Here is a 22,100-nt window from a genome sequence, read left to right on the forward strand (position 1 = left end):
TCGCCCACAGCCCACAGCCCACAGCCCACAGCCCACGCCGGTCGACGGGGCCGAGTCAGGCCAGCCAGCCGCGCCGCGCCACCTGCCAGGCCAGCTGCATCCGGGTCTCGGCGCTGGCCAGCGCCATCAGGTCGCGGATGCGCCGCTGGACGGTGCGCATGCTGACGCCGAGGCGGGTCGCGATGGCCTTGTCCGTCACGCCGGCGACCAGCAGCGACAGCAGGAACCGCTCGTCACCGGAGAGCGGCCCGGTCCCCGCGCCGGGGCCGGCCACCGCGACACCGTCAGACAGCTGGATCGGCGTCGCGGACGCCCAGTAGCTCTCGAACAGCGCGATCAGCGCCGTCAGCAGGTTGCTGTCGCGGACGATCGCGGCGGTCGGCTCGGTGCTGCCGTCGCTGCGCGGGACCAGCGGGCAGATCGCCACCGACCGGTCCGAGATCGCCAGTCGCACGGGCAGCGACGGCGCCGAACGCGCCTGTTCGCCGGCCGCGATGCCCTTCGCGAGGTCGTCGAGCATGCCGGGCTCCTCCAGCAGCTGCCGCTCGTACAGCACCCGGTAGCTGACGCCGCGGGCGAGCATGTCGTACTCCTCGACGTTGTCCTCCGACGGCATCGCGACGTGCCCGGCCCGGCAGAACCACAGCAGCTCCTCGCGGGTGCCCAGCTGGACGGTGCGGATGCGTTCGCGGATCGCCTCGCCGCCGGTCACGATCTCCAGCAGCTGCCCGGCGTCGCGCCGCCGGGCGGTGGCGCGGTGCTCCTCGGCCAGCTCGGCGACGGCGGAGCGGGCGCGGTCCAGCGCCTCCTGGCCATGCAGCAGCAGCGGCCCGAACGCGACGTCGGGCGGGTTCGGGGCGTAGCGCTCGCCGCCGCCCGGCAGCCGCCGGACCAGGCCGAGTTCGGCCAGTCCGCCGGCCACCGCGGCGGCGTCCACGCCGGGCAGCCGGGCCGCGAGGCCGGCGACGTCCAGTTCGCCGGCCCGCACCAGCAGGCGGTAGGCCTCTTCCTCGGCTGCGGTGACACCGGTGCCTTCGAGCATCGCGGTCCTCCTCGTCGCGAGTGATGCCCTAGTCTCGGACACGGGCTCGGAGTCGGCGTGCGAAGGGACGGCAGGTGGACCTCGACGCGTTCGTCGCCGCGCACCGCGACGAGTGGGACCGCCTCGAGCGGCTGGTCCGCCGCCGCGGCCGGCTCACCGGGCCCGAGGCCGACGAACTGGTGGCGCTGTACCGCGCCGCGTCCACGCACCTGTCCACGCTGCGCTCGGCCGCGCCCGACCCCGTCCTGCTCGGACGGCTGTCGTCGCTGGTGGCGCGGGCCCGTACGGCCATCGCCGGCGCTCACGACCCGGGCTGGCGCGACGTCGTCCGCTTCCTCACCGTCGGCTTCCCGGCGGCCGTGTACCTCAACCGGCGGTGGTGGATCGGCGCGGCGCTCGCGTTCGCCGTCGTCTCCGTCGCGATCGCCTGGTGGGTGGCCGCGAACCCGGCCGTGCAGGCGTCCATCGGCGCGCCGGAGCAGATCAGGCAGCTGGTCGAGCACGACTTCGAGGACTACTACTCGGCCAACCCGGCCGGCTCGTTCGCCGCCCGCGTGTGGGTGAACAACGCCTGGGTGGCGGCGGCCTGCCTCGCGCTCGGCGTCTTCCTCGGCATCCCGGTCGTGTACGTGCTGTGGATGAACGCCGTCAACGTGGCCGCGTCGGCCGGGCTGATGGCGGCGGCCGGCCGGCTCGACGTGTTCTTCGGCCTCATCACGCCGCACGGCCTGCTGGAGCTGACGGCGGTGTTCGTCGCCGCCGGCGCCGGGCTCCGGCTGGGCTGGACGGTGGTCGATCCGGGTCCGCGCGGCCGCGGCGAGGCGCTCGCGGAGACCGGACGGGCCACGCTCGGCATGGCGCTCGGTCTGGCCTGCGTGCTGCTGGTGTCCGGCGTCATCGAGGCGTTCGTGACGCCGTCGGGCCTGCCGACGTGGGCGCGCATCGCCATCGGGGTGCTCGCGGAGGCGCTGTTCCTCGCCTACGTGTGGGTGTACGGACGGCGCGCGGTGCTGGCCGGCGAGGTCGGCGACATCGCCCGCGACGCCCGCGCCGACATCCTGCCCGTCGCCGGTTAGAGCCGTCCGGTCGCCTTGAGCTCCAGGTAGGCGTCGGCGACGGCGGGCGGGAGGTCGGCCGGGGGCTGGTCGACGACGTGGGCGCCGCGGCGGCCGAGCAGCTCGGCCAGCTGGGCGCGGGCGAGGCGGTCGTGCTCGGCGGCGGCGGCCGCGTAGACGGCGTCGGAGTCGCCCCGGCCGGCGGCCAGCTCGGCCAGCCGGGGGTCGGCCACCGACGCGACCATGACGGTGTGCCGACGGGTCAGCCGTCCGAGCACCGGCAGCAGCCCCAGCTCGACGGCGCTGGAGTCGAGCCCGGTGACGATGACGACCAGCGCGTGCTGCCCCGCCCGGCTCAGGATCTCGGCCGTGAGCTGCCGGTAGTCGGTCTCCAGCAGCTCCGGCTCCAGCACCGCCAGCGCGCCGACCATGCGCCGCAGCACGTCGGTGGCGTCGAGCCGGGCGACGTCGGCGCGGACCTGGCGGTCGTAGGCGAGCAGGTCGACGCGGTCGCCGGCGCGCGCGGCCAGCGCGCCGAGCAGCAGCGCGGTGTCGATGGCGGCGTCCAGCCGCGGCTCGTCGCCGACCCGGCCCGCGGAGGTTCGGCCGGTGTCGAGGACGATCAGCACGTGCCGGTCGCGCTCGGGCCGCCACGTCCGCACCACGACGCCGCCGTGCCGGGCGGTGGCCCGCCAGTCGATGGACCGGACGTCGTCGCCGCGGACGTACTCGCGCAGCGAGTCGAACTCGGTGCCCTGGCCGCGGATGCGCACCGCGGACCGGCCGTCGATCTCGCGCAGCCGGGCCAGCCGCGACGGCAGGTGCCGGCGGGCCCGGAACGGCGGCAGCACCCGGACGGTCCACGGCACGGCGTGCGAGCCCTGCCGCCCGGCCAGCCCGAGCGGGCCCAGGCTGCGCACCGTCACGCGGTCGGCGGTGCGGTCGCCCCGCCGGGTCGGCCGCAACGACGTCTCGACCAGCCGTCGCTCACCGGCCGGGAGGTCGACGGCGACGCGGTCGGCGACGGCGCCCGCGGACGGCGGCCAGGCGTCGCGCAGCAGTCCGCGGACCCGGCGGCGGCCGTCGTTGCGCACGCTCAGCCGCACCGTCGCCGTCGTGCCCAGCCGCGCCGTGTGGTCGCCGTCGCGGGACAGCCGCAGCGCCCGCGGCGACCCGGCCAGCAGCACGTCGGCCAGCGCGAGCGCCAGCACGACCCCCGTCACGCCCAGGATGCCGGCCCACGACGGCGCCGCGGCCGCCACGACCACCGCGCCGATGGCCGCCAGCGCCGCGACCCGCCCCGTCAGGACCATCAGCGCGGGACGGGGACCGTGGCCAGGACCGTCTCGAGCACGGAGTCGGCGGTGACGCCCTCCATCTCGGCCTCCGGCCGCAGCGTCAGGCGGTGCCGCAGCGTCGGCCGGGCCAGCGCCTTGACGTCGTCGGGCGTGACGTACCCGCGCCCGGACAGCCAGGCCCACGCGCGCGCCGTCTTGAGCAGCGCCGTCGCGCCACGCGGCGAGACGCCCAGCTGCACCGACGGCGACGTGCGGGTGGCCCGGCAGACGTCGACGACGTAGCCGAGCATGTCGGGCTCGACCCGGACGGCGGCGACGGCCTCGCGTGCGGCCGCGAGGTCGTCCGGCCCGGCCACCGCCTGGACCCCGGCGGCCGCGAGGTCGCGCGGGTCGAACCCGTCGGCGTGCCGGCGCAGCACCGCGATCTCGTCGTCGCGCTCGGGCACCGTGACGGTGAGCTTGAGCAGGAAGCGGTCCAGCTGCGCCTCGGGCAGCGGGTAGGTGCCCTCGTACTCGACCGGGTTCTGGGTGGCGGCGACGAGGAACGGGTCGGGCAGCGGCCGTGGCCGGCCGTCGACGGAGACCTGCCGCTCCTCCATCGCCTCCAGCAGCGCGGCCTGCGTCTTCGGCGGCGTCCGGTTGATCTCGTCGGCGAGCAGCAGGTTGGTGAAGACCGGGCCCTCGACGAAGGAGAACTCCGCCGTGCGCGCGTCGTAGACCAGCGAGCCGGTGATGTCGCCGGGCATGAGGTCGGGGGTGAACTGCACCCGCTTCGTCTCGACCCGCAGCGTCGTCGCGAGCGCCCGCACCAGCAGCGTCTTCGCGACGCCGGGCACGCCCTCGAGGAGCACGTGACCGCGGCAGAGCAGCCCGATGACCAGGCCGCTCACCACGGCGTCCTGCCCGACGACGGCCTTCGCGACCTCTTCGCGGACGGTGGTCAGCGCCGCGCGGGCGGCGTCGGAGGTGGGAGCGGGGGACTGCGCCGAGAACGTCACGATGGACGGGGATCCTTTCCGGTGGGCGACGTGCCGGTGGCCCGGGGGACACCGGCATTCTCCAGGTCGTCGAGGTCGTCGGCCAGCCGCACCAGGGCGGCGTCGTCGGCCGGCGGCGGGCCGGCCAGCAGCGCGGTGATCTGCGCGGCGGGCCGGCCGGTGCGGGCGGCGAGCGTGGCGGCCAGGGCGCCGACGGCGTCGGGCCCGGCCTCGCCGGTCTCGCCGGGCAGCCGGGCGGACGCGGCCAGCCGGCGGATCGCGGCCGCCCGGAGCAGCCCGGCGGCGTGCTCGCGGGACCGGCCGCGGCGGTACAGCCGGGCCCGTCCCTCCGTGGTCTCACTGGCCCGGACGACGACCGGCAGCGGCTCGGTGACCAGCCGGCCCAGCCGCCGCGCCCGCCACACGGCGGCCAGCGCCACGGCGATCGCCAGTTGCCAGGCGCCGGCCCGCACCCAGCCGGGCAGCTCGTCGGTGAACGCGGCCGGCGCGTCGGTGCCCTGCTCGGGGATGGGGCGGTACCAGATCAGCCGCCGCGTCTCGCCGAGCAGCCCCAGCGCCAGCGCGGCGTTGCCGTCGTCGTCGAGGTACTCGTTCGTCAGCGGTTCGGCGGTGCCGAGCAGCACCACCTGGCCGCCGCTCTCCGTCGACGACACCGCCAGCGCCGGCTCGCCGTCGACGGCGTAGCAGGCGGCGCCCTCGGACCGGCTGAGGTCGCCGCTGAAGCCGAGCCCGCCCAGCCGTGCCGACCCGGCCCGTTCGGCGACCGGCAGCCCGCAGCCGGGCTCGACCGTGCCGGGCGCGTCGACCAGCACGGCCGTCAGCCCCGGCGCGTAGTCGGGAACCCGCAGCTCGGGCGCCACCAGCACCAGCCGGGCGCCGGTGTCGACGAGGCGGTCGATCTGGCCGGTCGTCAGCAGGTCGGGCACCGTCACCAGCACGGTGTCGTCGGGGCCCGCGGCCGCGACGGCGTCGGCGTTGCCGCGCACGGACGTGATGTCGACGCCCTGCTCGGCCAGCAGCGTGGCCAGCGCCCGCGCGCCCGGGTTGTCGACGCCCTCGGGATCGAGGTAGCCGCGGCCGGCCTGGCTCTGCACGATGCCCAGGACGACGGCCGTGACCAGCAGGAACGCTACGACCGCGAGCGGCCGGCGCCAGCGCCGCCAGTGCTCGGCGCTGGTGGGATCGAGCGGCCGCGACTCGGGCGGTGCGGTGGTCGTGCTCACCGGGGCACCGCCAGGACGGGCCCGCCGGTGGCCGGCTCGGGCCGCGGCCGCGCCGCGGCGACGGCGTCGTCGAGCTCGCGCAGCAGCAGGTCGTCGGCCTGCGTCGCCGCCGCCCCGCCGTAGCGGACGCCGTCGAACAGCCGGGCGCCCGCGTGCATGCCGCCGTCCGGTCGTGGGAGGTCGCCGAGCAGCGTCGCGGCCTCGCGGGCCGCCTCGTCCGCCGTGCGGCCGGCCCGCGGGTCCAGGACGCCGCGCTCCTCCAGCCCGGCGACGACGGCGCGGAACCGTTCGACGACGGCGGCCGGCCAGTCGCCGCGCCCGGCGGCGGCGTCGGCCGCGGCGCGGTACTCGGCGGCGCTGCGCCGGCGGCCGGGCAGGACGGCGCCGGAGCGGGCGGCGTTGCGCTTGGCCAGCGGCCCGGCCCGGAGGATCACCAGGGTCGCGAACCCGACCGCGATGGCGACCACGATGGCCAGCCCCAGCTGGGTGGACAGCGTCCCGGTCGCCGCCTCGAGGACGCGTTCCAGCTGCTCGGAGAGCCAGCGCAGCACCCTCGTCACGATGGGGGTGTCGCGCTCGTAGGACGGCTTCGCGAGCTCCTGCCGGGCGAGCTCGCGCGCCTCGTCGCGGCCGAGGTCGACCGGGATCGACGCCGCGATCACGGCGAGCCCGGAGGCGCTCCGCTGCCGCCGCGTCCGTGCAGGTCGACGCCGGCCGCGCGGGCGAGCTCGATGTCGAGGCCCTCGCGCCGGATGCGCCGGTCGATGTACAGCAGCGCCGTGGCCGCCGCCGCGAACGGCGCCGTGATGGTCGCCGAGATCATGCCGGCCAGTGTGTTCAGCACGTACCAGGTGACGGGGTCGTCGGCGGCGCTGGTGCCGAGCATGGACGGCACGCCGAACGGCACCGCCACCACCTGCCCGATCAGGAACGTGATGAACAGGATCAGCAGCAGGATGGCGAACACCCGCCACCACGACGTCTTCACCAGCGTCGCCGACCGCCGCAGCGACTCGACCACCCGGATCGGCCGCGTCGCGCCCTCGGCCGTCGTCGTCTCCAGCATGAGCGACGGCGTCGACAGCGCGTAGCGCACGTACAGCCAGATGGTCACCGGGACCGCGGCCACCCCCAGCAGCACGACCAGTGCTGCCGCCGCCGTCCCGCCGACGGCCGCCAGCCCCAGCGCCGCCAGCAGCACCACGATGGCCGGACTGAAGTAGATCAGCGTGTACAGGAAGGTCAGCCCCAGCAGCCGCGGCAACCGGCCCTTCGACTCGCGCCAGGCCTGCCCGATGCTGAGGTCGCGGCCCAGCACCGCCTGCCCCACCACCACCGTCAGCACCCCGGTCAGGAACACCGTGACGACGACGGTGACCAGCCAGCCGATCAGCGCCGCCGGAATGCCCCGCGCCAGCGCGTCGAACGTCTCGGCCTCGGTCATGCCGAGGTCGGGCTGGGTGATGGTCTCGCCGAACACCCACGCCAGCAGCGCCGACGACAGGATCTGCGTCGTCGCCGCCACGACCGCGGACAGGCCGAGCATGGCGGCGAGGTTGCGGCGGATGGTCGTGATGGCGCCGTCGAGGATCTCCGTGACGCCGAGCGGGCGCAGCGGGATGACGCCCGGCTTCACGTCGGGCGCCCGCCAGGCCGGTCCCGGGCCGTTCGACCAGGCGCCGTAGCCCGGCTGCCCGTAGCCCGGCTGGCCGTAGCCCGGCTGCCCGTAGCCCGGCTGGCCGTAGCCCGGCTGGCCCTGGCGGGGGTCGCCGTAGGCCGGGCCCTGGCCGGGCTGGCCTGCGCCGGGCTGGCCCGCGCCGGGCGGGCCGGTGTAGGTGGGGCCGCCGGGACGGTCCCAGCCGCCCGGCTGGCCGGCGGACGGCCGCTGCCAGCCCTGCGGGGACTGGTCCCAGCCGCTGCCCGGACCCCAGCCGCCGGCGTTCCAGCCGCTGCCCTGGCTGCTCTGGCCGCCCGGTTCGCCGGGGCCGCCGACCTGCCTGCCCTGTCCGCCGGGGCGGTCGTCCTGCCCGCCTGGTCCGGCGCCTGGGTGGCCCGGTCCGGCGCCCGGGTGGCCGGGGCCGGCGCCCGGCTGGCCCGGGCCGCCCGCCGGCATCCCCGGCTGCTGCGGCGACCAGCCCGGATACGGCGGCGGCGCGGGCGGGGCCACCGGCTCGGCGCCGCTCACCTGTCCAGCGCCCGCCTGCGCGGCAGCGCCCGTCTGCGCGGCACCGCCCGTCTGCGCGGCACCACCCGTCTGCGCGGCAGCGCCCGCCGAGCCGCTGCCGCCGCTCGCGAACGGGTTCGGCCGAGCCGACTGGGCCGCGTGCGCGTCGCCCGCCTGGGCGTCGCCCGACTGAACCGTCCGCGCGTCGCCCGCCGAGCCGCTGTCGCCGCCCGCCTGGGCCGCGTCGCCGTCCGGGGCGGGCACGTGGCCGCCGCGCGTCGCGTCGTCCTCGCGCGCCGCGTCGTCGTCCGGCGGAGGCGCCCCCGCGATCCCGGACATCGGGCTCCCTTCTCCGGCGCCGGACGGCCGTCGCGGGCCGATCCGGCGCATGCTCCGCACGCCCCTGGGCGCTGTGGCCGTCGCCGTCGCAGGCCCGCGAACCCCCGCGGACCCGCCGGTCTCACCTCAATCCTGTCACGTCCTGCGGGCTCTGCTCAGACGAGCCACCGGCGCGCCCGACGGCACGCTGGCGAGCAACTTTTTCACTCTGAGGCCTCTTCGGTGTCACGATATGGACATGAAGGGACGTGTGCTCATCGTCGACGACGACACAGCGTTGGCGGAGATGCTAGGGATTGTGCTGCGTGGCGAGGGGTACGAGCACGCCATCATCACGCGTGGCGACGACGTTCTGCCGGCGTTCCGCGAGTTCAAGCCCGACCTCGTGCTGCTCGATCTCATGCTCCCCGGCCGCGACGGCATCGACGTGTGCAAGGAGATCCGCGCCGAGTCCGGTGTGCCCATCGTCATGCTGACCGCCAAGAGCGACACCGTCGACATCGTCGTGGGCCTCGAGTCCGGCGCCGACGACTACGTCGTCAAGCCGTTCAAGCCGAAGGAACTGGTCGCCCGCGTGCGGGCCCGGTTGCGCCGCACCGACGACCCCAAGCCCGAGACCCTGCAGGTCGGTGACGTCGTCATCGACGTCGCCGGTCACTCGGTCAAACGCGACGGCCAGCCGATCTCGCTGACGCCGCTGGAATTCGACCTCCTCGCCTGCCTGGCCCGGCGCCCGTGGCAGGTGTTCACCCGCGAGGAGCTGCTCGAGAAGGTGTGGGGCTACCGCCACGCCACCGACACCCGCCTGGTCAACGTGCACGTGCAGCGGCTGCGCTCCAAGATCGAGCACGACCCCGAACGACCCGAGATCGTCGTGACCGTCCGTGGTGTGGGGTACAAGGCCGGACCTGGGTGAGCGGATGATCGGTCCCGTCGGCGGGGATGACGCGGGGGCGGCAGCGGCGGGCGCGGGAGCCGACGCGCTGTCGCGATTCCTGCCGCGCCTGGCCCAGTGGTCGATGCGGCCGTGGCGGCTGGTCCGGGGCGCCTGGCGGCGCTCGATCCAGCTGCGCGTCATCACGGCGACGCTGGCGTTGTCGCTGGTCGTCGTGTCGCTGCTGGGGGTGACGCTGTCGCGGCAGATCACCGACGGCCTGCTGCGGGCACACGCCGACGCCGCCGTCGCCGACGCCGCCGCGGGCGTCGACAGCGCCCAGCGCACGCTCGCGGTGTCCGACGCACCGCCCGACGAACTGCGGCAGACGCTCACCAGCATCGTCGAGACGCTCGCGGCCAGCGGCAACACGTCCGCCGCGAGCGACCCGCTGTACGAGATCGTCGTGCTCGGCGGCGAGGGCGCACGCACCTACCGCTCCGGCGTCAGCCCGCTCAGCGTGCCCGGCTCGCTGCGCGACCGCGTCGCCGACGAGGAGCGGATCTTCCGCACGTACACCTCCATCCGCTACCTCGACGGCCGCGAGGTGCCCGGCCTGGCCGTCGGCGGGCAGATCACCGACCCCTACGGCGGCGACTACGAGCTCTACTACCTGTTCCCGCTGACCGAGCAGCAGCAGACCGTCGACCTCGTCCTGACGGCGCTGACGACGGCCGGCGTGCTGCTGATCGTGCTGCTGTGCGCGCTGGCCTGGTTGGTCGCGCGGCAGGTCGTGACGCCGGTGCGGCTGGCGGCGCGCATCGCCGAACGGTTCTCGGCCGGCAACCTCGCCGAACGCATGGCCGTCCGCGGCCGCGACGACCTCGCCCGGCTGGCGATGAGCTTCAACCAGATGGCGGCCAGCCTGCAGCACCAGATCGGCCAGCTCGAGGACCTCTCGCGCATGCAGCAGCAGTTCGTCTCCGACGTCTCGCACGAGCTGCGCACGCCGCTGACCACGGTGCGCATGGCCGCCGACGTCCTGTACGAGTCGCGCGGCCAGTTCGACGCCGTCACCGAACGCTCCGTCGAACTGCTGCAGGCCCAGCTCGACCGGTTCGAGGCGCTGCTCACCGACCTGCTGGAGATCAGCCGGTTCGACGCCGGCGCCGCCGCGCTCAACGCCGAGCGGTACGACGTCCGCGACGTCGTGCACAAGGTGGTCGACGCCGCCACGCCGCTGGCCGTCGAGAAGGGCAGTGAGCTGGTCGTCGACGTCCCGGTCGAGCCGGCGATGGCCGAGATCGACGCCCGGCGCATCGAGCGCATCGTCCGAAACCTCGTCGTCAACGCCGTCGAGCACGGTGAGGGCCACGACGTCCGCATCACCGTCGCCGCCGACGACCACGCCGTCGCCGTCACCGTCCGCGACCACGGCGTCGGCCTGAAGCCGGGGGAGTCGTCGCTGGTCTTCCACCGGTTCTGGCGGGCCGACCCGGCCCGGGCGCGGACCACCGGCGGCACCGGCCTCGGGCTGTCCATCGCGCTGGAGGACGCCCGGCTGCACGGCGGCTGGCTGCAGGCGTGGGGCGAACCGGGCGAGGGGTCGCAGTTCCGGCTCACGCTGCCCCGGCTGGCCGGCGACGACCTGCGCTCGTCGCCGCTGGCCCTCGTCCCCGGCGATGTCGGCGACGGGCTGATGGACGCCAGCGCCATCGGGGCGCCGTACCGCCGGCTGCTGTCGTCCGCCGACGAGCCGTCGCCGGTCTCGTCCGCGGCTCCGCCCGAGGTCACCCCGTCGTCGTCTCCGTCGGCGTCGGCGGAGGAGGTGCGGCATGGGTAGCCGCGCCGCCGTCACCGTCGCCGTGCTCGCCGCCGCGGCCGTCGTCGCCGGGTGCAGCGAGATCCCGACGTCCGGCCCGGTCGTCGACGCGGGCGCCGTCGGGCCGCAGGCCGACGACCAGAGCCGCTACATCGAGGTCATCGAGGCGCCGCCGCAGCCCGGCATGACGCCGAAGGAGATCGTCGACGGCTTCATCGAGGCCATGGCGTCCTACCAGCCCGGTTACGAGACCGCCCGCGAGTACCTCACCGAGGAGGCCGGCGCGGAGTGGGACCCGTACGCCCGCGTCGGCGTGTACTACGAGCCCAAGCCCGACACCCAGCAGCTCAGCGACAACGTCGTCCACGTGAAGACGACGCCGCGCGGCGAGGTCGGCCCCGACGGCGCGTTCAGCGAGGGCGACGGCCGGCTGCCGCGCGAGTTCGACCTGCAGCTCGACCAGGTCGACGGCGAGTGGCGCATCGCCAACCCGCCGCCGGGCATCCTCGTGTCCGACTTCAGCTTCGAGCGCGAGTACCAGGCCCGCAACATCTACTTCTTCGACCCGGGCTTCGAGGTGCTGGTGCCCGACGTCGTCTACCTGCCGCGCACCGCCAACGACGCCACCGCGACGCTGCTGGCCCGCAAGGTGCTGAGCGGTCCGACCGAGTGGCTGGCGCCCGCCGTCGCCACCGCGTTCCGGCCCGACGCCGAGCTCGCCATCGACGCCGTCCCCGTCCGCGACGGCGTCGCCACCGTCGAGCTGGGCGCGGGCGCCGCGCTGGCCGGGCCGGAGGAGCGCGAGCGCATGGTCGCCCAGCTGGCGTGGACCCTCGGTGTCCTGCCCGAGGTCGAGAAGGTCGAGGTGCTGGCCGACAAGCTGCCGCTGATCTCCGGTGACCCGATGTCGCCGCAGGAGCCGCCGCTGAGCTCGTACGACCCGTCCGTGCTGCCGTCCGGCACGCCGCTCTACGCCATCGGCGAGACCGGCGTCGTGTCGGTGTCCGACGGTGAGATGACGCCCGTCCCCGGGCCGCTGGGCGAGCAGGCCGACGCGCACGAGGTGGCCGTCAACCTCGCCGCCAACCGCGGCATCGTGATCAACGCCGACCGCACCGCCATCCAGGCCGCCTCGTTCGGCGAGGACGAGCCGCTGGAGACGCTGCTCACCGGCACCTCCCTCTCCTCGCCCGCCTGGGACCGCACCGGCCTCATCTGGGCCGTCGACGCCGGCGCCCCCGCCCCCGGCATCGTCGTCGCCCGCCCCGACGGCCAGCCCGTCGCCGTCACCGCCCCCGAACTCACCGACCAGGCCGTCGACCACCTCGCCGTCTCACCCGACGGCACCCGCCTCGCCCTCGTCGCCGGCGGCCACGCCATGGTCGCCAACATCATCCGCGACGCCGACAGCGACGCGACGATCCGCATCGACCAGCCCCAGCCGATCGGCCCCTCCGGCCTCGCCCGCGACGTCGCCTGGAGCTCGACCAGCCCCTCCTGGAGCGCCGCCGACACCGTCGTCATCCTGCTCGAGACCAAGTCCAACGCCGGCGAGACGACGGTCGAGCCCTACTACGCCGCCCTCTCCGGCCAAGAGACCCTCCCCCGCGGCGGCCTCCCCGCCGGCGACGCCGCCCACGTCGGCGCGGCCGCCGGCCTGCCCGTCGTGCTCGAGTCCGGTGACGGCGTGCTGTACGTGCAGCGGTCGAGCAACGCGTGGACGGAGATCGGGCCCGCCCGCAGCCCCGCCTACCCTGGCTGATGCCGCGCCCCTGTCCCGCCTGCTGCCGGCCGCCTGCTGCCGGCCGCCCGCTGCCGGCCGCCCGCTGGCTGACGCCCGCTCGCTGCCCGTGGAGACTGGCGCCGTAGTCGCCGCCGCCTTCACATCCGCTCTTCGCTGTCCGCTCGCCTCCTGCCGGCCGACGCTGCACCTCTTCGCCGGCTGCTGGCTGCCGGCCGCTCGCTCGCTGCTTGCTGGCCGCTTGCCGGTGCGGCCGGTGGGTGGCCGGTGGGTGGCCGGTGGCTGCTGCGCCGTGGTTTGCCACCGCCGACACGTCCACAGGTCCCTCACCTGGTCGGGCCACCATCCGGCCGACCTTGTCGGACCCATGGTGCATGCTGGTTCCATGATCATTTACAGCCGCATCACAGCCCACACCAGCCAGCCCGAGAGCCACGCTCGCGCCGCCACCAGGCCCAGCCATCCTGAGAGCGCCGCCGACGCTACCGCCCGGACCAGCCGCGCCGAGGCAGCCGCCCGGACCAACCGCGCCGACGCTGCCGCCCGGACCAACCGCGCCGACGCTGCCGCCCGGAACAACCGCGCCGAGGCACCCGAGCACGCCACCGCGGCCGCTACCCGGTCCGGCCGCCCCGGCAGCACCGCCCGCGCCGCCACCCAGACCCTCCACGTCGTCGCCCGGGCCGGCCCTTCTCGTCCCGCCGGTCCACGCCGTGCCGGCGTGCGGCCCGCGCTCGTGCGCCTCCGACATACCGTCGCCCGCCTCGGGCACGCGGCGGCCGATCTCGCCCTCGGCAGCACGTGCGCCGGCTGCGGCGAGCACGCCGGCCTGCTCTGCCCACCCTGCCGTGCGGCGCTGCTGGGCTCGGCCGCGCGCCTCCGGACGGTTCCCGGTCGCCCCGACCTCCCGCTGGCCGGAGCCGCCGCCTACGCCGACGCCGTCGGTGCCGCGATCATCGATCACAAGGAACGTGGTCGCCTACCCCTGGCCAAGCCCCTCGGCGACGCCCTCGCTGTCGCGATCACCGCCACTACCGACCACCTCGCCGCTCCCATCCCCGACCGCGCCATCCACGGCGCCGCCCCTGCCCTCGATCGCGCCACCCACGGCGCCATCCGCCTCGCTGCTCCCACCCCCAGCCGGGCCATCCATGCCGCCGCCCACGGCGCCCCCTACCTCGCCGCCCCTACCGTCGATCACGCCATCCACGGCGCCGCCACCCACGCCCGCGCCACCCACGCCCGCGCCACCCACCTCGCCGCGCCCACCCTCGACCCCGCTGTCCTCGCCACCACCGCCTCCGGCCACGCCACCCACGGCGACCGCCCCATAGTCCTGATCCCGGTCCCGTCCGCGCCCTCCGCCGTCCGCCACCGCGGCCACGACCCCGTCCTCCGCACCGCCCGCCGAGCCGCCGCCACCCTCCAGCGTTCCGGCCAGGCCGCCACCGTCGTCCCCTGCCTCCGACACGGCCGCCGCGTCGCCGACCAAGCCGGCCTCGACCGCCACGAACGCGAACACAACCTGTACGGATCCCTCGTCGCCACGGCCGCCGCGACCCGCCGCACCACCGGCTGCTGCGTCGTCATCGTCGACGACGTCATGACGACCGGGGCCACGCTGCGCGAGAGTGCCCGAGCGCTCGAGGCCGCCGGCCTGCGCCCTTGCGCGGCGGCGGTGATCGCGGTGGTGTGACGTCGGCCTCGGCGGAGCAGAAATCAAGGGGTTCCACGTGTACGAAAGGCGACGAACGGCTAACGTTTGTGCATGGCACCCATTGTCGATCCTCGACCCCACGAGGAAGGCCGGGTGCGAACCCCGGTGACTTGAGCGTGTGGGTGCCGCTTGACCGTCAGACCCCACACGACCGGGAGGTTTCGAGTGGATATCGTCATCAAGGGCCGTCACACGACCGTGCCGGAGCGATTCCGTAACCATGTCGCGGAGAAGCTCTCCAAACTCGACAAGATCGCTCACAAGGTCATCAGAGTGGACGTCGAGATCACGGCCGAGGCCAACCCTCGACAGACCGACCAGTCCGAACGGGTCGAACTGACCTTGCACTCCAAGGGCCCGGTCATCCGGGCCGAGGCGGCCGCCGCCGACCGGTACGCCGCGCTCGATCTCGCCACCGACAAGCTCGTCGCCCGGCTGCGCAAGGCGGCCGACCGCCGGCGCGTCCACCGCGGCAGCCGCACGCCGATCTCCGTCGCCGCGGCCACCGCCGGGCTCGACGGCGCCGCCATCCCCGCGCAGCCGACGCCCGCTCCCGCCGCGAAGGCGGCCACCGCGGTCGAGGAGCCGCCGGACGCCTACGCCGTCCCCGACTCCGGGCCCATGGTGGTCCGCGAGAAGACCCACCGCGCCGAGCCCATGACGCTCGACCAAGCGCTCTACGAGATGGAACTGGTCGGCCACGACTTCTACCTGTACGTCGACGCCGAATCCAAGATGCCGAGCGTCGTCTACCGGCGTCGCGGCTACGACTACGGCGTCATCCGCCTCGACGTCTGACGTCGCCCCACCGCGTCGGCGCGTCCTCCGCGGAGGGCGCGCCGACGCGCGTCTGCACCGCCCCGACCCTGTCGGTGCCCGCTGATAGCTTCGCGACATGGCCAGACGAGAGAGGTTGACGAACGCGGCGGCCCGGCGGGTGGCGCTCGCGGCCCAGGGGTTCGCCGACCCCCGCCCGCCGAGCCCCGACCGGCGCGCCGTCCGCCGCGTCGTCGACCGCGTCGGCGTCGTGCAGATCGACTCCGTCAACGTGCTCTCGCGCTCGCACTACCTGCCGTTCTTCAGCCGCCTCGGCCCCTACCCGCGCGCCGAGGTCGACCGCGCGGCCAACAAGTCGCCGCGCATGCTGTTCGAGTACTGGGCCCACGAGGCGTCGCTGCTGCCGGTGCGCACCCAGCCGTACCTGCGCTCGCGCATGGCCCGCGCCGACGAGCTCGCCTGGGGCGGCATCCGGCGGCTGGCGCAGGAGAAGCCCGATTTCGTCGCCTGGGTGCTCGACGAGGTGAAGCGGCTCGGCCCGGTCACGTCCGGCGAGATCGAGCACGACGCCCCTCGCGAGAAGACCGACTGGGGCTGGAACTGGTCGGACGTGAAGACGGCGCTCGAGTACCTGTTCTGGGCCGGCGAGGTCACGGCGGCCGGCCGCAACGGCTCGTTCGCCCGGCTGTACGACATCCCCGAGCGGGTCCTGCACCGCGACGTCCTCTCGGTCCCGACGCCGACGCCCGACGAGTCGCATCGCGAGCTGGTCCGCATCGCCGCCCGGGCGCACGGGGTCGGGTCCGAGCAGTGCCTGCGCGACTACTTCCGCCTGCCCGTCGCCGGCGCGAAGTCGGCCATCGCCGAGCTGGTCGACGCCGGTGAGCTGCTGCCGGTCACCGTCGACGGCTGGAAGCGGCCGGCCTACCTCCATCGCGACGCCCGCGTGCCTCGCCGGGTCGACGCCCGGGCGCTGCTGAGCCCGTTCGACTCGCTCATCTGGGAACGCGCCCGCACCGAGGCGCTGTTCGGGTTCCGGTACCGGCTGGAGATCTACGTCCCGCCCGAGACACGCGTGCACGGCTACTACGTGCTGCCGTTCCTGCTCGGCGACGAACTGGTGGCCCGGGTCGACCTCAAGGCCGACCGTCAGGCCGGAGTGCTGCTGGTGCAATCGGCGTGGGGCGAGCCCGGCTCACCGGCCGACACCCCCGACGAACTGGCCGACGAGCTGGTGTCGCTGGCCGGCTGGCTCGGCCTCTCCGGCGTGACGACCACCGGCCGCGGCGACATCGCCACCCCACTCCAGGAGGCCCTCGACCGCGCCGCCTGACCTCGACCCCACCCTGCCGGGCGGCCGCCCCTCCGCGCCGACCGTCCTCCGCCGGCCGCCGGAACGGTGCCAACTGCCCGGCGAAATGGCGAACGGCGCCGGCCCAGCGGGCAGCTATGCACGCTCGTCTCCTGCGGACGGCCGCCCTCCGCGCTCGGCGTCTGGTCCGCCGGCCGCAGGCGGCGCGAGACGGCGTCAGATCCGCCCGCCGCGGGACGCCGCAGGACGGCGTCAGGTCCGCCCGCCGCGGGGTGCTGCAGGGCGGCGTCTGGTCCCGGCCGCGGGGCGCTGCAGGACGGCGTGAGGTTCGCCGGCCGCGGGGCGGCGCGAGACGGTGTCAGATCCGCCCGCCGCGGGACGCCGCAGGACGGCGTCAGGTCCGCCCGCCGCGGGGTGCTGCAGGGCGGCGTCTGGTCCCGGCCGCGGGGCGCTGCAGGACGGCGTGAGGTTCGCCGGCCGCGGGGCGGCGCGAGACGGTGTCAGATCCGCCCGCCGCGGGACGCCGCAGGACGGCGTCAGGTCCGCCCGCCGCGGGGTGCTGCAGGGCGGCGTCTGGTCCCGGCCGCGGGGCGCTGCAGGACGGCGTGAGGTTCGCCGGCCGCGGGGCGGCGCGAGACGGTGTCAGATCCGCCCGCCGCGGGACGCCGCAGGACGGCGTCAGGTCCGCCCGCCGCGGCGTGCTGCAGGGCGGCGTCTGGTCCCGGCCGCGGGGCGCTGCAGGACGGCGTGAGGTTCGCCGGCCGCGGGGCGGCGCGAGACGGTGTCAGATCCGCCCGCCGCGGGACGCCGCAGGACGGCGTCAGGTCCGCCCGCCGCGGGGTGCTGCAGGGCGGCGTCTGGTCCCGGCCGCGGGGCGCTGCAGGACGGCGTGAGGTTCGCCAGCCGCGGGGCGGCGCGAGTCGGCGTCTGGTCCGCCCGCCGCGGGCGGCGCAGGACGGCGGGCCGGCCGGACGTGCGCGGCGTCAGAGCAGCGGCTCGTCCGGGGGCAGGGAGCCCGCCGACCGCGGCAGCGGGTCGTCCGAGAGGAGGTCGTACCAGTGCAGGTCGAGGACGGTCCCGCCGCGGATCCGATCGCCGGCCCGCTCGACGCCGTAAGGCCGGAAGCCGGCCCGCTCGATCACCTTCCGCGACCCGTCGTTGCCGGTCACGTGCGCGATCACGAGCCGCCGCAGGCCGAGCCCACCCGACGGCACCGGCGCGAACGCGTGCCGCGCCATCAGCCCGACCGCCTCGGTCGCCACGCCACGGCCCCGCGCCGCCGGGTGCACCCAATACCCGATCTCCGCCCCGCCGTCGTGCGTCAGCAGGCCCATCAGCGAGAACGCCCCGATCGCCGGCCCGCCCTCCGGTAGCGCCGCCGCCCAGTGCACACCCCGCCCCGAGGCCGCCTCCTCCTCACGGTCGCGGATGTAGGCGCGTGCGATGTCGCGCGTGTACGGCGACGGCAGCCCGCCCAGCCAGTGCTGCGTGACGGGGTCGTTGCAGGCCTCGACGACGGCGGCGGCGTCGGAGTCGGCGAACCGGCGCAGCGAAACCCGCGAGCCGCGCAGCGTCGGGACGTCCAGCCACGGCGACACCGGGCGCATCGGCTCGCCGGCCATCAGCGTCCCGACCCAGGTGTCGCGACGGATGCCGCGCTGCGCGTTGCCGCCGCGGATCAGGCCCTCGATCCGGAACCCGCACGCCCACGCGACCCGCCGCGACGCCCAGTTGCCGACGACGGCCCGCCAGCGCAGGTGCGTCAGCCCCAGCCCGATGTCGGCGAACGCGTATTCGGCGACCAGCCGGACCGCCCGCGAGACCAGTCGGTCGCCGCGGGCCTCGGGTCCCACCCAGTAGCCGACCTCGGCGGCGCCGTCGCCGTGCGAGCGCAGCCCGATGACGCCGTGAACGCGCCGGTCCTCCGGCGAGCGGATGGCCCAGACGAGATCCTGCTCGGTCTCCCAGCCGCGGCGGACGGCGTCCTCGACGAAGCTCTTGGCGTGCTCGTGCGTGTAGGGGGAGGGCAGCGTGGTCCAGCGCTGGATCTCGGGGTCCTGGCACAGCTCGGTGATGCGCTCGATGTCGGCGGCCACCGGCACCGCGAGCAGGAGGCGCTCTGCGCGGAGCTCGAACGGTTGCACGTCCTGCATCCTGCCCGCTGCCGCGCTTCGAGGTCGAGTCGTTATCTTTTCCGTGACCCGACGTACCATGGGTCGACGAGCCTCTGTACCTCCCCGGAGCCACCGGGCGCGACCAACGCCCAAGCCCGCTGCATAGGAGTTGACCCCGCGTGCCTGTTCTGCTCGACAAGATTCTCCGTGCCGGCGAAGGCAAGATCCTCAAGAAGCTCGAGGGGATCGTCAAGCTGGTCAACAGCATCGAGGACGACTTCACCTCGATGACCGACGACGAGCTGCGCGCCATGACCGACGAGTTCCGCACGCGTCTCGAGGCTGGTGAAGAGCTCGACGCGTTGCTGCCGGAGGCGTTCGCGACGGTGCGCGAGGCGGCCCGGCGCGTCATCGGCCAGCGCCCGTACGACGTCCAGATCATGGGTGGCGCGGCGCTGCACCTCGGCAACATCGCCGAGATGAAGACCGGTGAGGGCAAGACGCTGGTCGCGACGCTGCCGTCGTACCTCAACGCGCTCACGGGCAAGGGCGTGCACGTCGTCACCGTCAACGACTACCTGGCTCGCTACCACGCCGAGTGGATGGGCCGCATCCACCGCTTCCTGGGCCTCGAGGTCGGCATCATCCTCAACGGCCTCACGCCGGCCCAGCGCCGCGAGGCCTACGGCGCCGACATCACGTACGGCACGAACAACGAGTTCGGCTTCGACTACCTGCGCGACAACATGGCGCAGCGGGTCGAGGACCAGGTGCAGCGCGGCCACCACTACGCCATCGTCGACGAGGTCGACTCCATCCTCATCGACGAGGCCCGCACCCCGCTGATCATCTCCGGCCCGGCCGACCAGCCGACGCGCTGGTACACAGAGTTCGCGAAGGTGTCGCAGCGCCTGCGCCGCGACACCGACTACGAGGTGGACGAGAAGAAGCGCACGGTCGGCGTCCTCGAGCCCGGCATCGAGCGGGTCGAGGACTGGCTGGGCATCGACAACCTCTACGAGAGCGCCAACACGCCGCTGATCCAGTACCTCAACAACTCCATCAAGGCCAAGGAGCTGTACCGGCGCGACAAGGAGTACGTCGTCAAGGATGGCGAGGTGCTCATCGTCGACGAGCACACCGGCCGCATCCTGGGCGGGCGCCGCTACAACGAGGGCATGCACCAGGCCATCGAGGCGAAGGAAGGGGTGGAGATCAAGCAGGAGAACCAGACCCTGGCGACCATCACCCTGCAGAACTTCTTCCGCCTCTACGACAAGCTCTCCGGCATGACCGGTACGGCCATGACCGAGGCCGCCGAGTTCGACAAGATCTACACCCTCGGCGTCGTGCCCATCCCGCCGAACCGCCCGCTGGCGCGCCTCGACCAGGACGACGAGATCTACCGTACGGAAGAGGCCAAGTTCGACGCCGTCGTCGAGGACCTCGTCGAGCGGCACCAGAAGGGCCAGCCGGTTCTCGTCGGCACCACCAGCGTCGAGAAGTCCGAGCGGCTGTCGCAGCTGCTGCGCAAGCGCGGCGTCCCGCACGAGGTCCTCAACGCCAAGCAGCACGATCGCGAGGCCGCCATCGTCGCGCAGGCGGGCCGCAAGGGCGCCGTCACCGTCGCCACCAACATGGCCGGTCGCGGTACCGACATCATGCTGGGCGGCAACCACGAGTTCATGGCGCAGGCCGAGCTGAAGCAGCGCGGCCTCGACCCCGTCGAGAACGCCGACGAGTACAACGCGGCCGAGATCGCCATCCTCGAGAAGCTCGACGCTCAGGTGTCGGCCGAGCGCGAGGAGGTCCGCGGGCTCGGCGGGCTGTACGTGCTCGGCACCGAGCGGCACGAGTCGCGCCGCATCGACAACCAGCTGCGCGGCCGCTCCGGCCGTCAGGGCGACCCGGGTGAGTCGCGCTTCTACCTGTCGCTGCAGGACGACCTCATGCGGTTGTTCAAGAGCGAGTGGGTCGAGATGATCATGCGGACGTTCAACCAGCCCGACGACGTCCCCATCTCACACAAGCGCGTCAGCAACGCCGTCAAGAGCGCGCAGACGCAGCGCGAGGCGCAGAACTTCGAGATGCGCAAGGACGTCCTGAAGTACGACGACGTCCTCAACCGCCAGCGCATGGTCATCTACGACGAGCGCGCCCGCGTCCTGCACGGCGAAGACCTCCACGAGCAGGCCACCGGCATGCTCGACGACGCCGTCACCGCGTACGTCCAGGGCGCCACGTCCGGCAACTACCCCGAACACTGGGACATGGGTCAGCTGTGGACGGCGCTGAAGACGCTGTACCCGGTCGGCGTCACCGTCGAGGAGGTCGAGCAGGAGGCCGGCGGCCGCAACGCGCTCACCCCGGCGAGCCTGACCGAGCGGCTGGTCGACGACGCGCGCTCGGCGCTCGCTCGACGCGAGGAGAGCCTGGGCACCGACGTCATGCGCGAGCTCGAGCGCCGGGTCCTGCTCACCGTGCTCGACCGCAAGTGGCGCGAGCACCTGTACGAGATGGACTACCTGCGCGAGGGCATCGGCCTGCGGGCGTTCGCCCAGAAGCAGCCGCTGGTCGAGTACCAGCGTGAGGGCTTCGACCTGTTCGTCGCCATGATGGACGCCATCAAGGAAGAGTCCGTCGGCCTGGTGTTCAACCTCGAGGTCCAGGTGCAGGCTCCGGGCGGCGGCGCGGCGGCGCCCACCGCTCCTGGCGCGCCGGTGGTGCAGGCCAAGGGGCTCGGCGGGATGCAGCGGCCGCAGCAGCTCCAGTACACCGCGCCCACCGTCGACGGCGACGGCGCGGTGCAGCGGCGGGTCGAGCAGGTCCGTCCGGCGGCGCGAGGGCAGGCCGGCGCTGGTGGCGCGGGCGGTGCTGGGGTCGCTGGTGCGGCGGGCGCGGGTGCGGCCGGCGCGGGCGCGGTGGTGGCGTCCGGCGCCAACGGCGAGCGCGGTTCGCACGCCGCCGCTGCCGACGGCGAGCCCGACTTCAGCAACGTGTCGCGCAACGCGCTGTGCCCGTGCGGCTCGGGCAAGAAGTTCAAGCGCTGCCACGGCGACCCGCGGCACGCGGCGCAGAACTCGGAGCAGTCCGCCAACTGAGCTGATCCCCGGTCGAGCGGCCGCCGGCGTCCTGCTGGCGGCCGCTCGCCATTTCACGCCTGTCGTGCCGCCGCTGCCGTTCGCGCCGTCGGCTGGCCGTGCGGTGCGGTGGGTCCGTTCGCGGTCTGCTGCCGTTCGCCGGGTCGGCTGGCGGAACGGTGCGGTAAGTCCGCTCCGGTCTGCTGCCAGCGGCCGGGTCGGCTGGCGCGCCGTACGGTGCGGTGGGGTCTGCTGCCGGCCGGCGTATCAGCTGGCCGTACGGTGCCGCGGGTCCGCTCGCGGTCTGCTGCCGGCCGCCGGATCGGCTGGCGTGCGGTGCCGTAGTGCTGCCGCTGCCCCTGCCCCTGCCCCTGCCGGTGCCGCGGCCGGTCGCCGGTTCGGCTTGCCGAGCGTCACGGTGACCGCGGCACAGCGCCTGACTCCGCACGCCCACCGGCGGGGTGGCTCGCTGGTGACCGCAGCGTCGCGCCGAGCGGGCCGGGCGCCGTCCGGCATTCGCTTCGCTGGACGGGTCACGCGCGTT

The 22,100-nt window shown here is 74.8% G+C and carries 15 protein-coding genes; 8 read left to right on the plus strand and 7 right to left on the minus strand.

Annotated features, from left to right (window positions below):
* Positions 1-55: 55 nt before the first annotated feature.
* Positions 56-1,042 (minus strand): helix-turn-helix domain-containing protein, encoded by a 987-nt coding sequence (locus tag BLV02_RS03965; RefSeq protein WP_069110398.1) that lies wholly within the window; start codon positions 1,040-1,042, stop codon positions 56-58.
* A gap of 74 nt (positions 1,043-1,116) precedes the next feature.
* On the opposite strand from BLV02_RS03965, the gene BLV02_RS03970 reads away from it, so the two are divergent.
* On the plus strand, positions 1,117-2,118 hold the full coding sequence (locus BLV02_RS03970) for a stage II sporulation protein M (RefSeq protein WP_069110397.1): 1,002 nt from the start codon (positions 1,117-1,119) through the stop codon (positions 2,116-2,118).
* On the opposite strand, the gene BLV02_RS03975 is transcribed toward BLV02_RS03970, so the two are convergent.
* From BLV02_RS03975 to BLV02_RS37945, 5 genes are read right to left on the minus strand one after another with little or no spacing between them, the layout of a single operon-like run.
* Positions 2,115-3,410, minus strand: coding sequence for a DUF58 domain-containing protein (locus BLV02_RS03975; RefSeq protein ID WP_069110396.1), 1,296 nt, complete (start codon positions 3,408-3,410; stop codon positions 2,115-2,117). The genes BLV02_RS03970 and BLV02_RS03975 overlap by 4 nt on opposite strands.
* Positions 3,410-4,393 carry an AAA family ATPase gene (locus BLV02_RS03980; RefSeq protein ID WP_245737697.1) on the minus strand — a complete coding sequence of 328 codons (984 nt, stop codon included), beginning with the start codon at positions 4,391-4,393 and terminating at the stop codon, positions 3,410-3,412. The genes BLV02_RS03975 and BLV02_RS03980 overlap by 1 nt, the downstream gene beginning before the upstream one ends.
* Positions 4,390-5,616 carry a DUF4350 domain-containing protein gene (locus BLV02_RS03985; protein ID WP_069110394.1) on the minus strand — a complete coding sequence of 409 codons (1,227 nt, stop codon included), beginning with the start codon at positions 5,614-5,616 and terminating at the stop codon, positions 4,390-4,392. Before BLV02_RS03985 ends, BLV02_RS03980 begins: the two co-directional genes overlap by 4 nt.
* Positions 5,613-6,278, minus strand: coding sequence for a DUF4129 domain-containing protein (locus tag BLV02_RS03990; protein ID WP_069110393.1), 666 nt, complete (start codon positions 6,276-6,278; stop codon positions 5,613-5,615). The genes BLV02_RS03985 and BLV02_RS03990 overlap by 4 nt, the downstream gene beginning before the upstream one ends.
* Positions 6,275-8,119 carry a hypothetical protein gene (locus tag BLV02_RS37945; RefSeq protein WP_083412362.1) on the minus strand — a complete coding sequence of 615 codons (1,845 nt, stop codon included), beginning with the start codon at positions 8,117-8,119 and terminating at the stop codon, positions 6,275-6,277. The genes BLV02_RS03990 and BLV02_RS37945 overlap by 4 nt, the downstream gene beginning before the upstream one ends.
* 238 nt (positions 8,120-8,357) lie before the next feature.
* On the opposite strand from BLV02_RS37945, the gene mtrA reads away from it, so the two are divergent.
* The 6 genes from mtrA to BLV02_RS04025 all read left to right on the plus strand — a co-directional run bounded on the left by mtrA (position 8,358) and on the right by BLV02_RS04025 (position 16,383).
* The gene (gene mtrA, locus BLV02_RS04000) at positions 8,358-9,035 is read left to right on the plus strand and encodes an MtrAB system response regulator MtrA (protein WP_046769651.1); all 678 of its coding nucleotides are present in this window, start codon (positions 8,358-8,360) and stop codon (positions 9,033-9,035) included.
* Between the two features lie 4 nt (positions 9,036-9,039).
* Complete coding sequence (mtrB, locus tag BLV02_RS04005; protein WP_069110391.1) at positions 9,040-10,836, plus strand: MtrAB system histidine kinase MtrB; 1,797 nt, start codon at positions 9,040-9,042, stop codon at positions 10,834-10,836.
* Entirely contained in the window at positions 10,829-12,577 is a 1,749-nt protein-coding gene (locus tag BLV02_RS04010) for an LpqB family beta-propeller domain-containing protein (protein WP_069110390.1), read from the plus strand. Before mtrB ends, BLV02_RS04010 begins: the two co-directional genes overlap by 8 nt.
* A gap of 364 nt (positions 12,578-12,941) precedes the next feature.
* Positions 12,942-14,252, plus strand: a complete 1,311-nt coding sequence (locus BLV02_RS04015; protein ID WP_069110389.1) for a ComF family protein — start codon at positions 12,942-12,944, stop codon at positions 14,250-14,252.
* A gap of 186 nt (positions 14,253-14,438) precedes the next feature.
* On the plus strand, positions 14,439-15,071 hold the full coding sequence (hpf, locus tag BLV02_RS04020) for a ribosome hibernation-promoting factor, HPF/YfiA family (RefSeq protein ID WP_069110388.1): 633 nt from the start codon (positions 14,439-14,441) through the stop codon (positions 15,069-15,071).
* A 97-nt stretch (positions 15,072-15,168) separates the two neighbouring features.
* A complete protein-coding gene (locus tag BLV02_RS04025) occupies positions 15,169-16,383 on the plus strand; it encodes a winged helix-turn-helix domain-containing protein (protein ID WP_069110387.1) in 1,215 nt (404 codons plus the stop codon).
* A gap of 962 nt (positions 16,384-17,345) precedes the next feature.
* Here BLV02_RS04025 and BLV02_RS04030 read toward each other — a convergent pair.
* Complete coding sequence (locus tag BLV02_RS04030; protein ID WP_143045043.1) at positions 17,346-18,506, minus strand: GNAT family N-acetyltransferase; 1,161 nt, start codon at positions 18,504-18,506, stop codon at positions 17,346-17,348.
* Positions 18,507-18,655: 149 nt separating this feature from the next.
* Between BLV02_RS04030 and secA the strand changes: the two genes are divergently transcribed.
* Positions 18,656-21,577, plus strand: coding sequence for a preprotein translocase subunit SecA (secA, locus tag BLV02_RS04035; protein ID WP_069110385.1), 2,922 nt, complete (start codon positions 18,656-18,658; stop codon positions 21,575-21,577).
* The last annotated feature ends 523 nt before the right edge of the window (positions 21,578-22,100 follow it).

This window comes from Jiangella alba (genome assembly GCF_900106035.1).
Lineage (GTDB): Bacteria > Actinomycetota > Actinomycetes > Jiangellales > Jiangellaceae > Jiangella > Jiangella alba.

Bases quoted from the DNA above. Each gene is read 5' to 3' on its own strand.
- BLV02_RS03965 (WP_069110398.1), bottom strand. From the start codon at position 1,042: ATGCTCGAAGGCACCGGTGTCACCGCAGCCGAGGAAGAGGCCTACCGC.
- BLV02_RS03975 (WP_069110396.1), bottom strand. From the start codon at position 3,410: ATGGTCCTGACGGGGCGGGTCGCGGCGCTGGCGGCCATCGGCGCGGTG.
- BLV02_RS37945 (WP_083412362.1), bottom strand. From the start codon at position 8,119: ATGTCCGGGATCGCGGGGGCGCCTCCGCCGGACGACGACGCGGCGCGC.
- mtrA (WP_046769651.1), top strand. From the start codon at position 8,358: ATGAAGGGACGTGTGCTCATCGTCGACGACGACACAGCGTTGGCGGAG.
- mtrB (WP_069110391.1), top strand. From the start codon at position 9,040: ATGATCGGTCCCGTCGGCGGGGATGACGCGGGGGCGGCAGCGGCGGGC.
- BLV02_RS04010 (WP_069110390.1), top strand. From the start codon at position 10,829: ATGGGTAGCCGCGCCGCCGTCACCGTCGCCGTGCTCGCCGCCGCGGCC.
- BLV02_RS04015 (WP_069110389.1), top strand. From the start codon at position 12,942: ATGATCATTTACAGCCGCATCACAGCCCACACCAGCCAGCCCGAGAGC.
- BLV02_RS04025 (WP_069110387.1), top strand. From the start codon at position 15,169: ATGGCCAGACGAGAGAGGTTGACGAACGCGGCGGCCCGGCGGGTGGCG.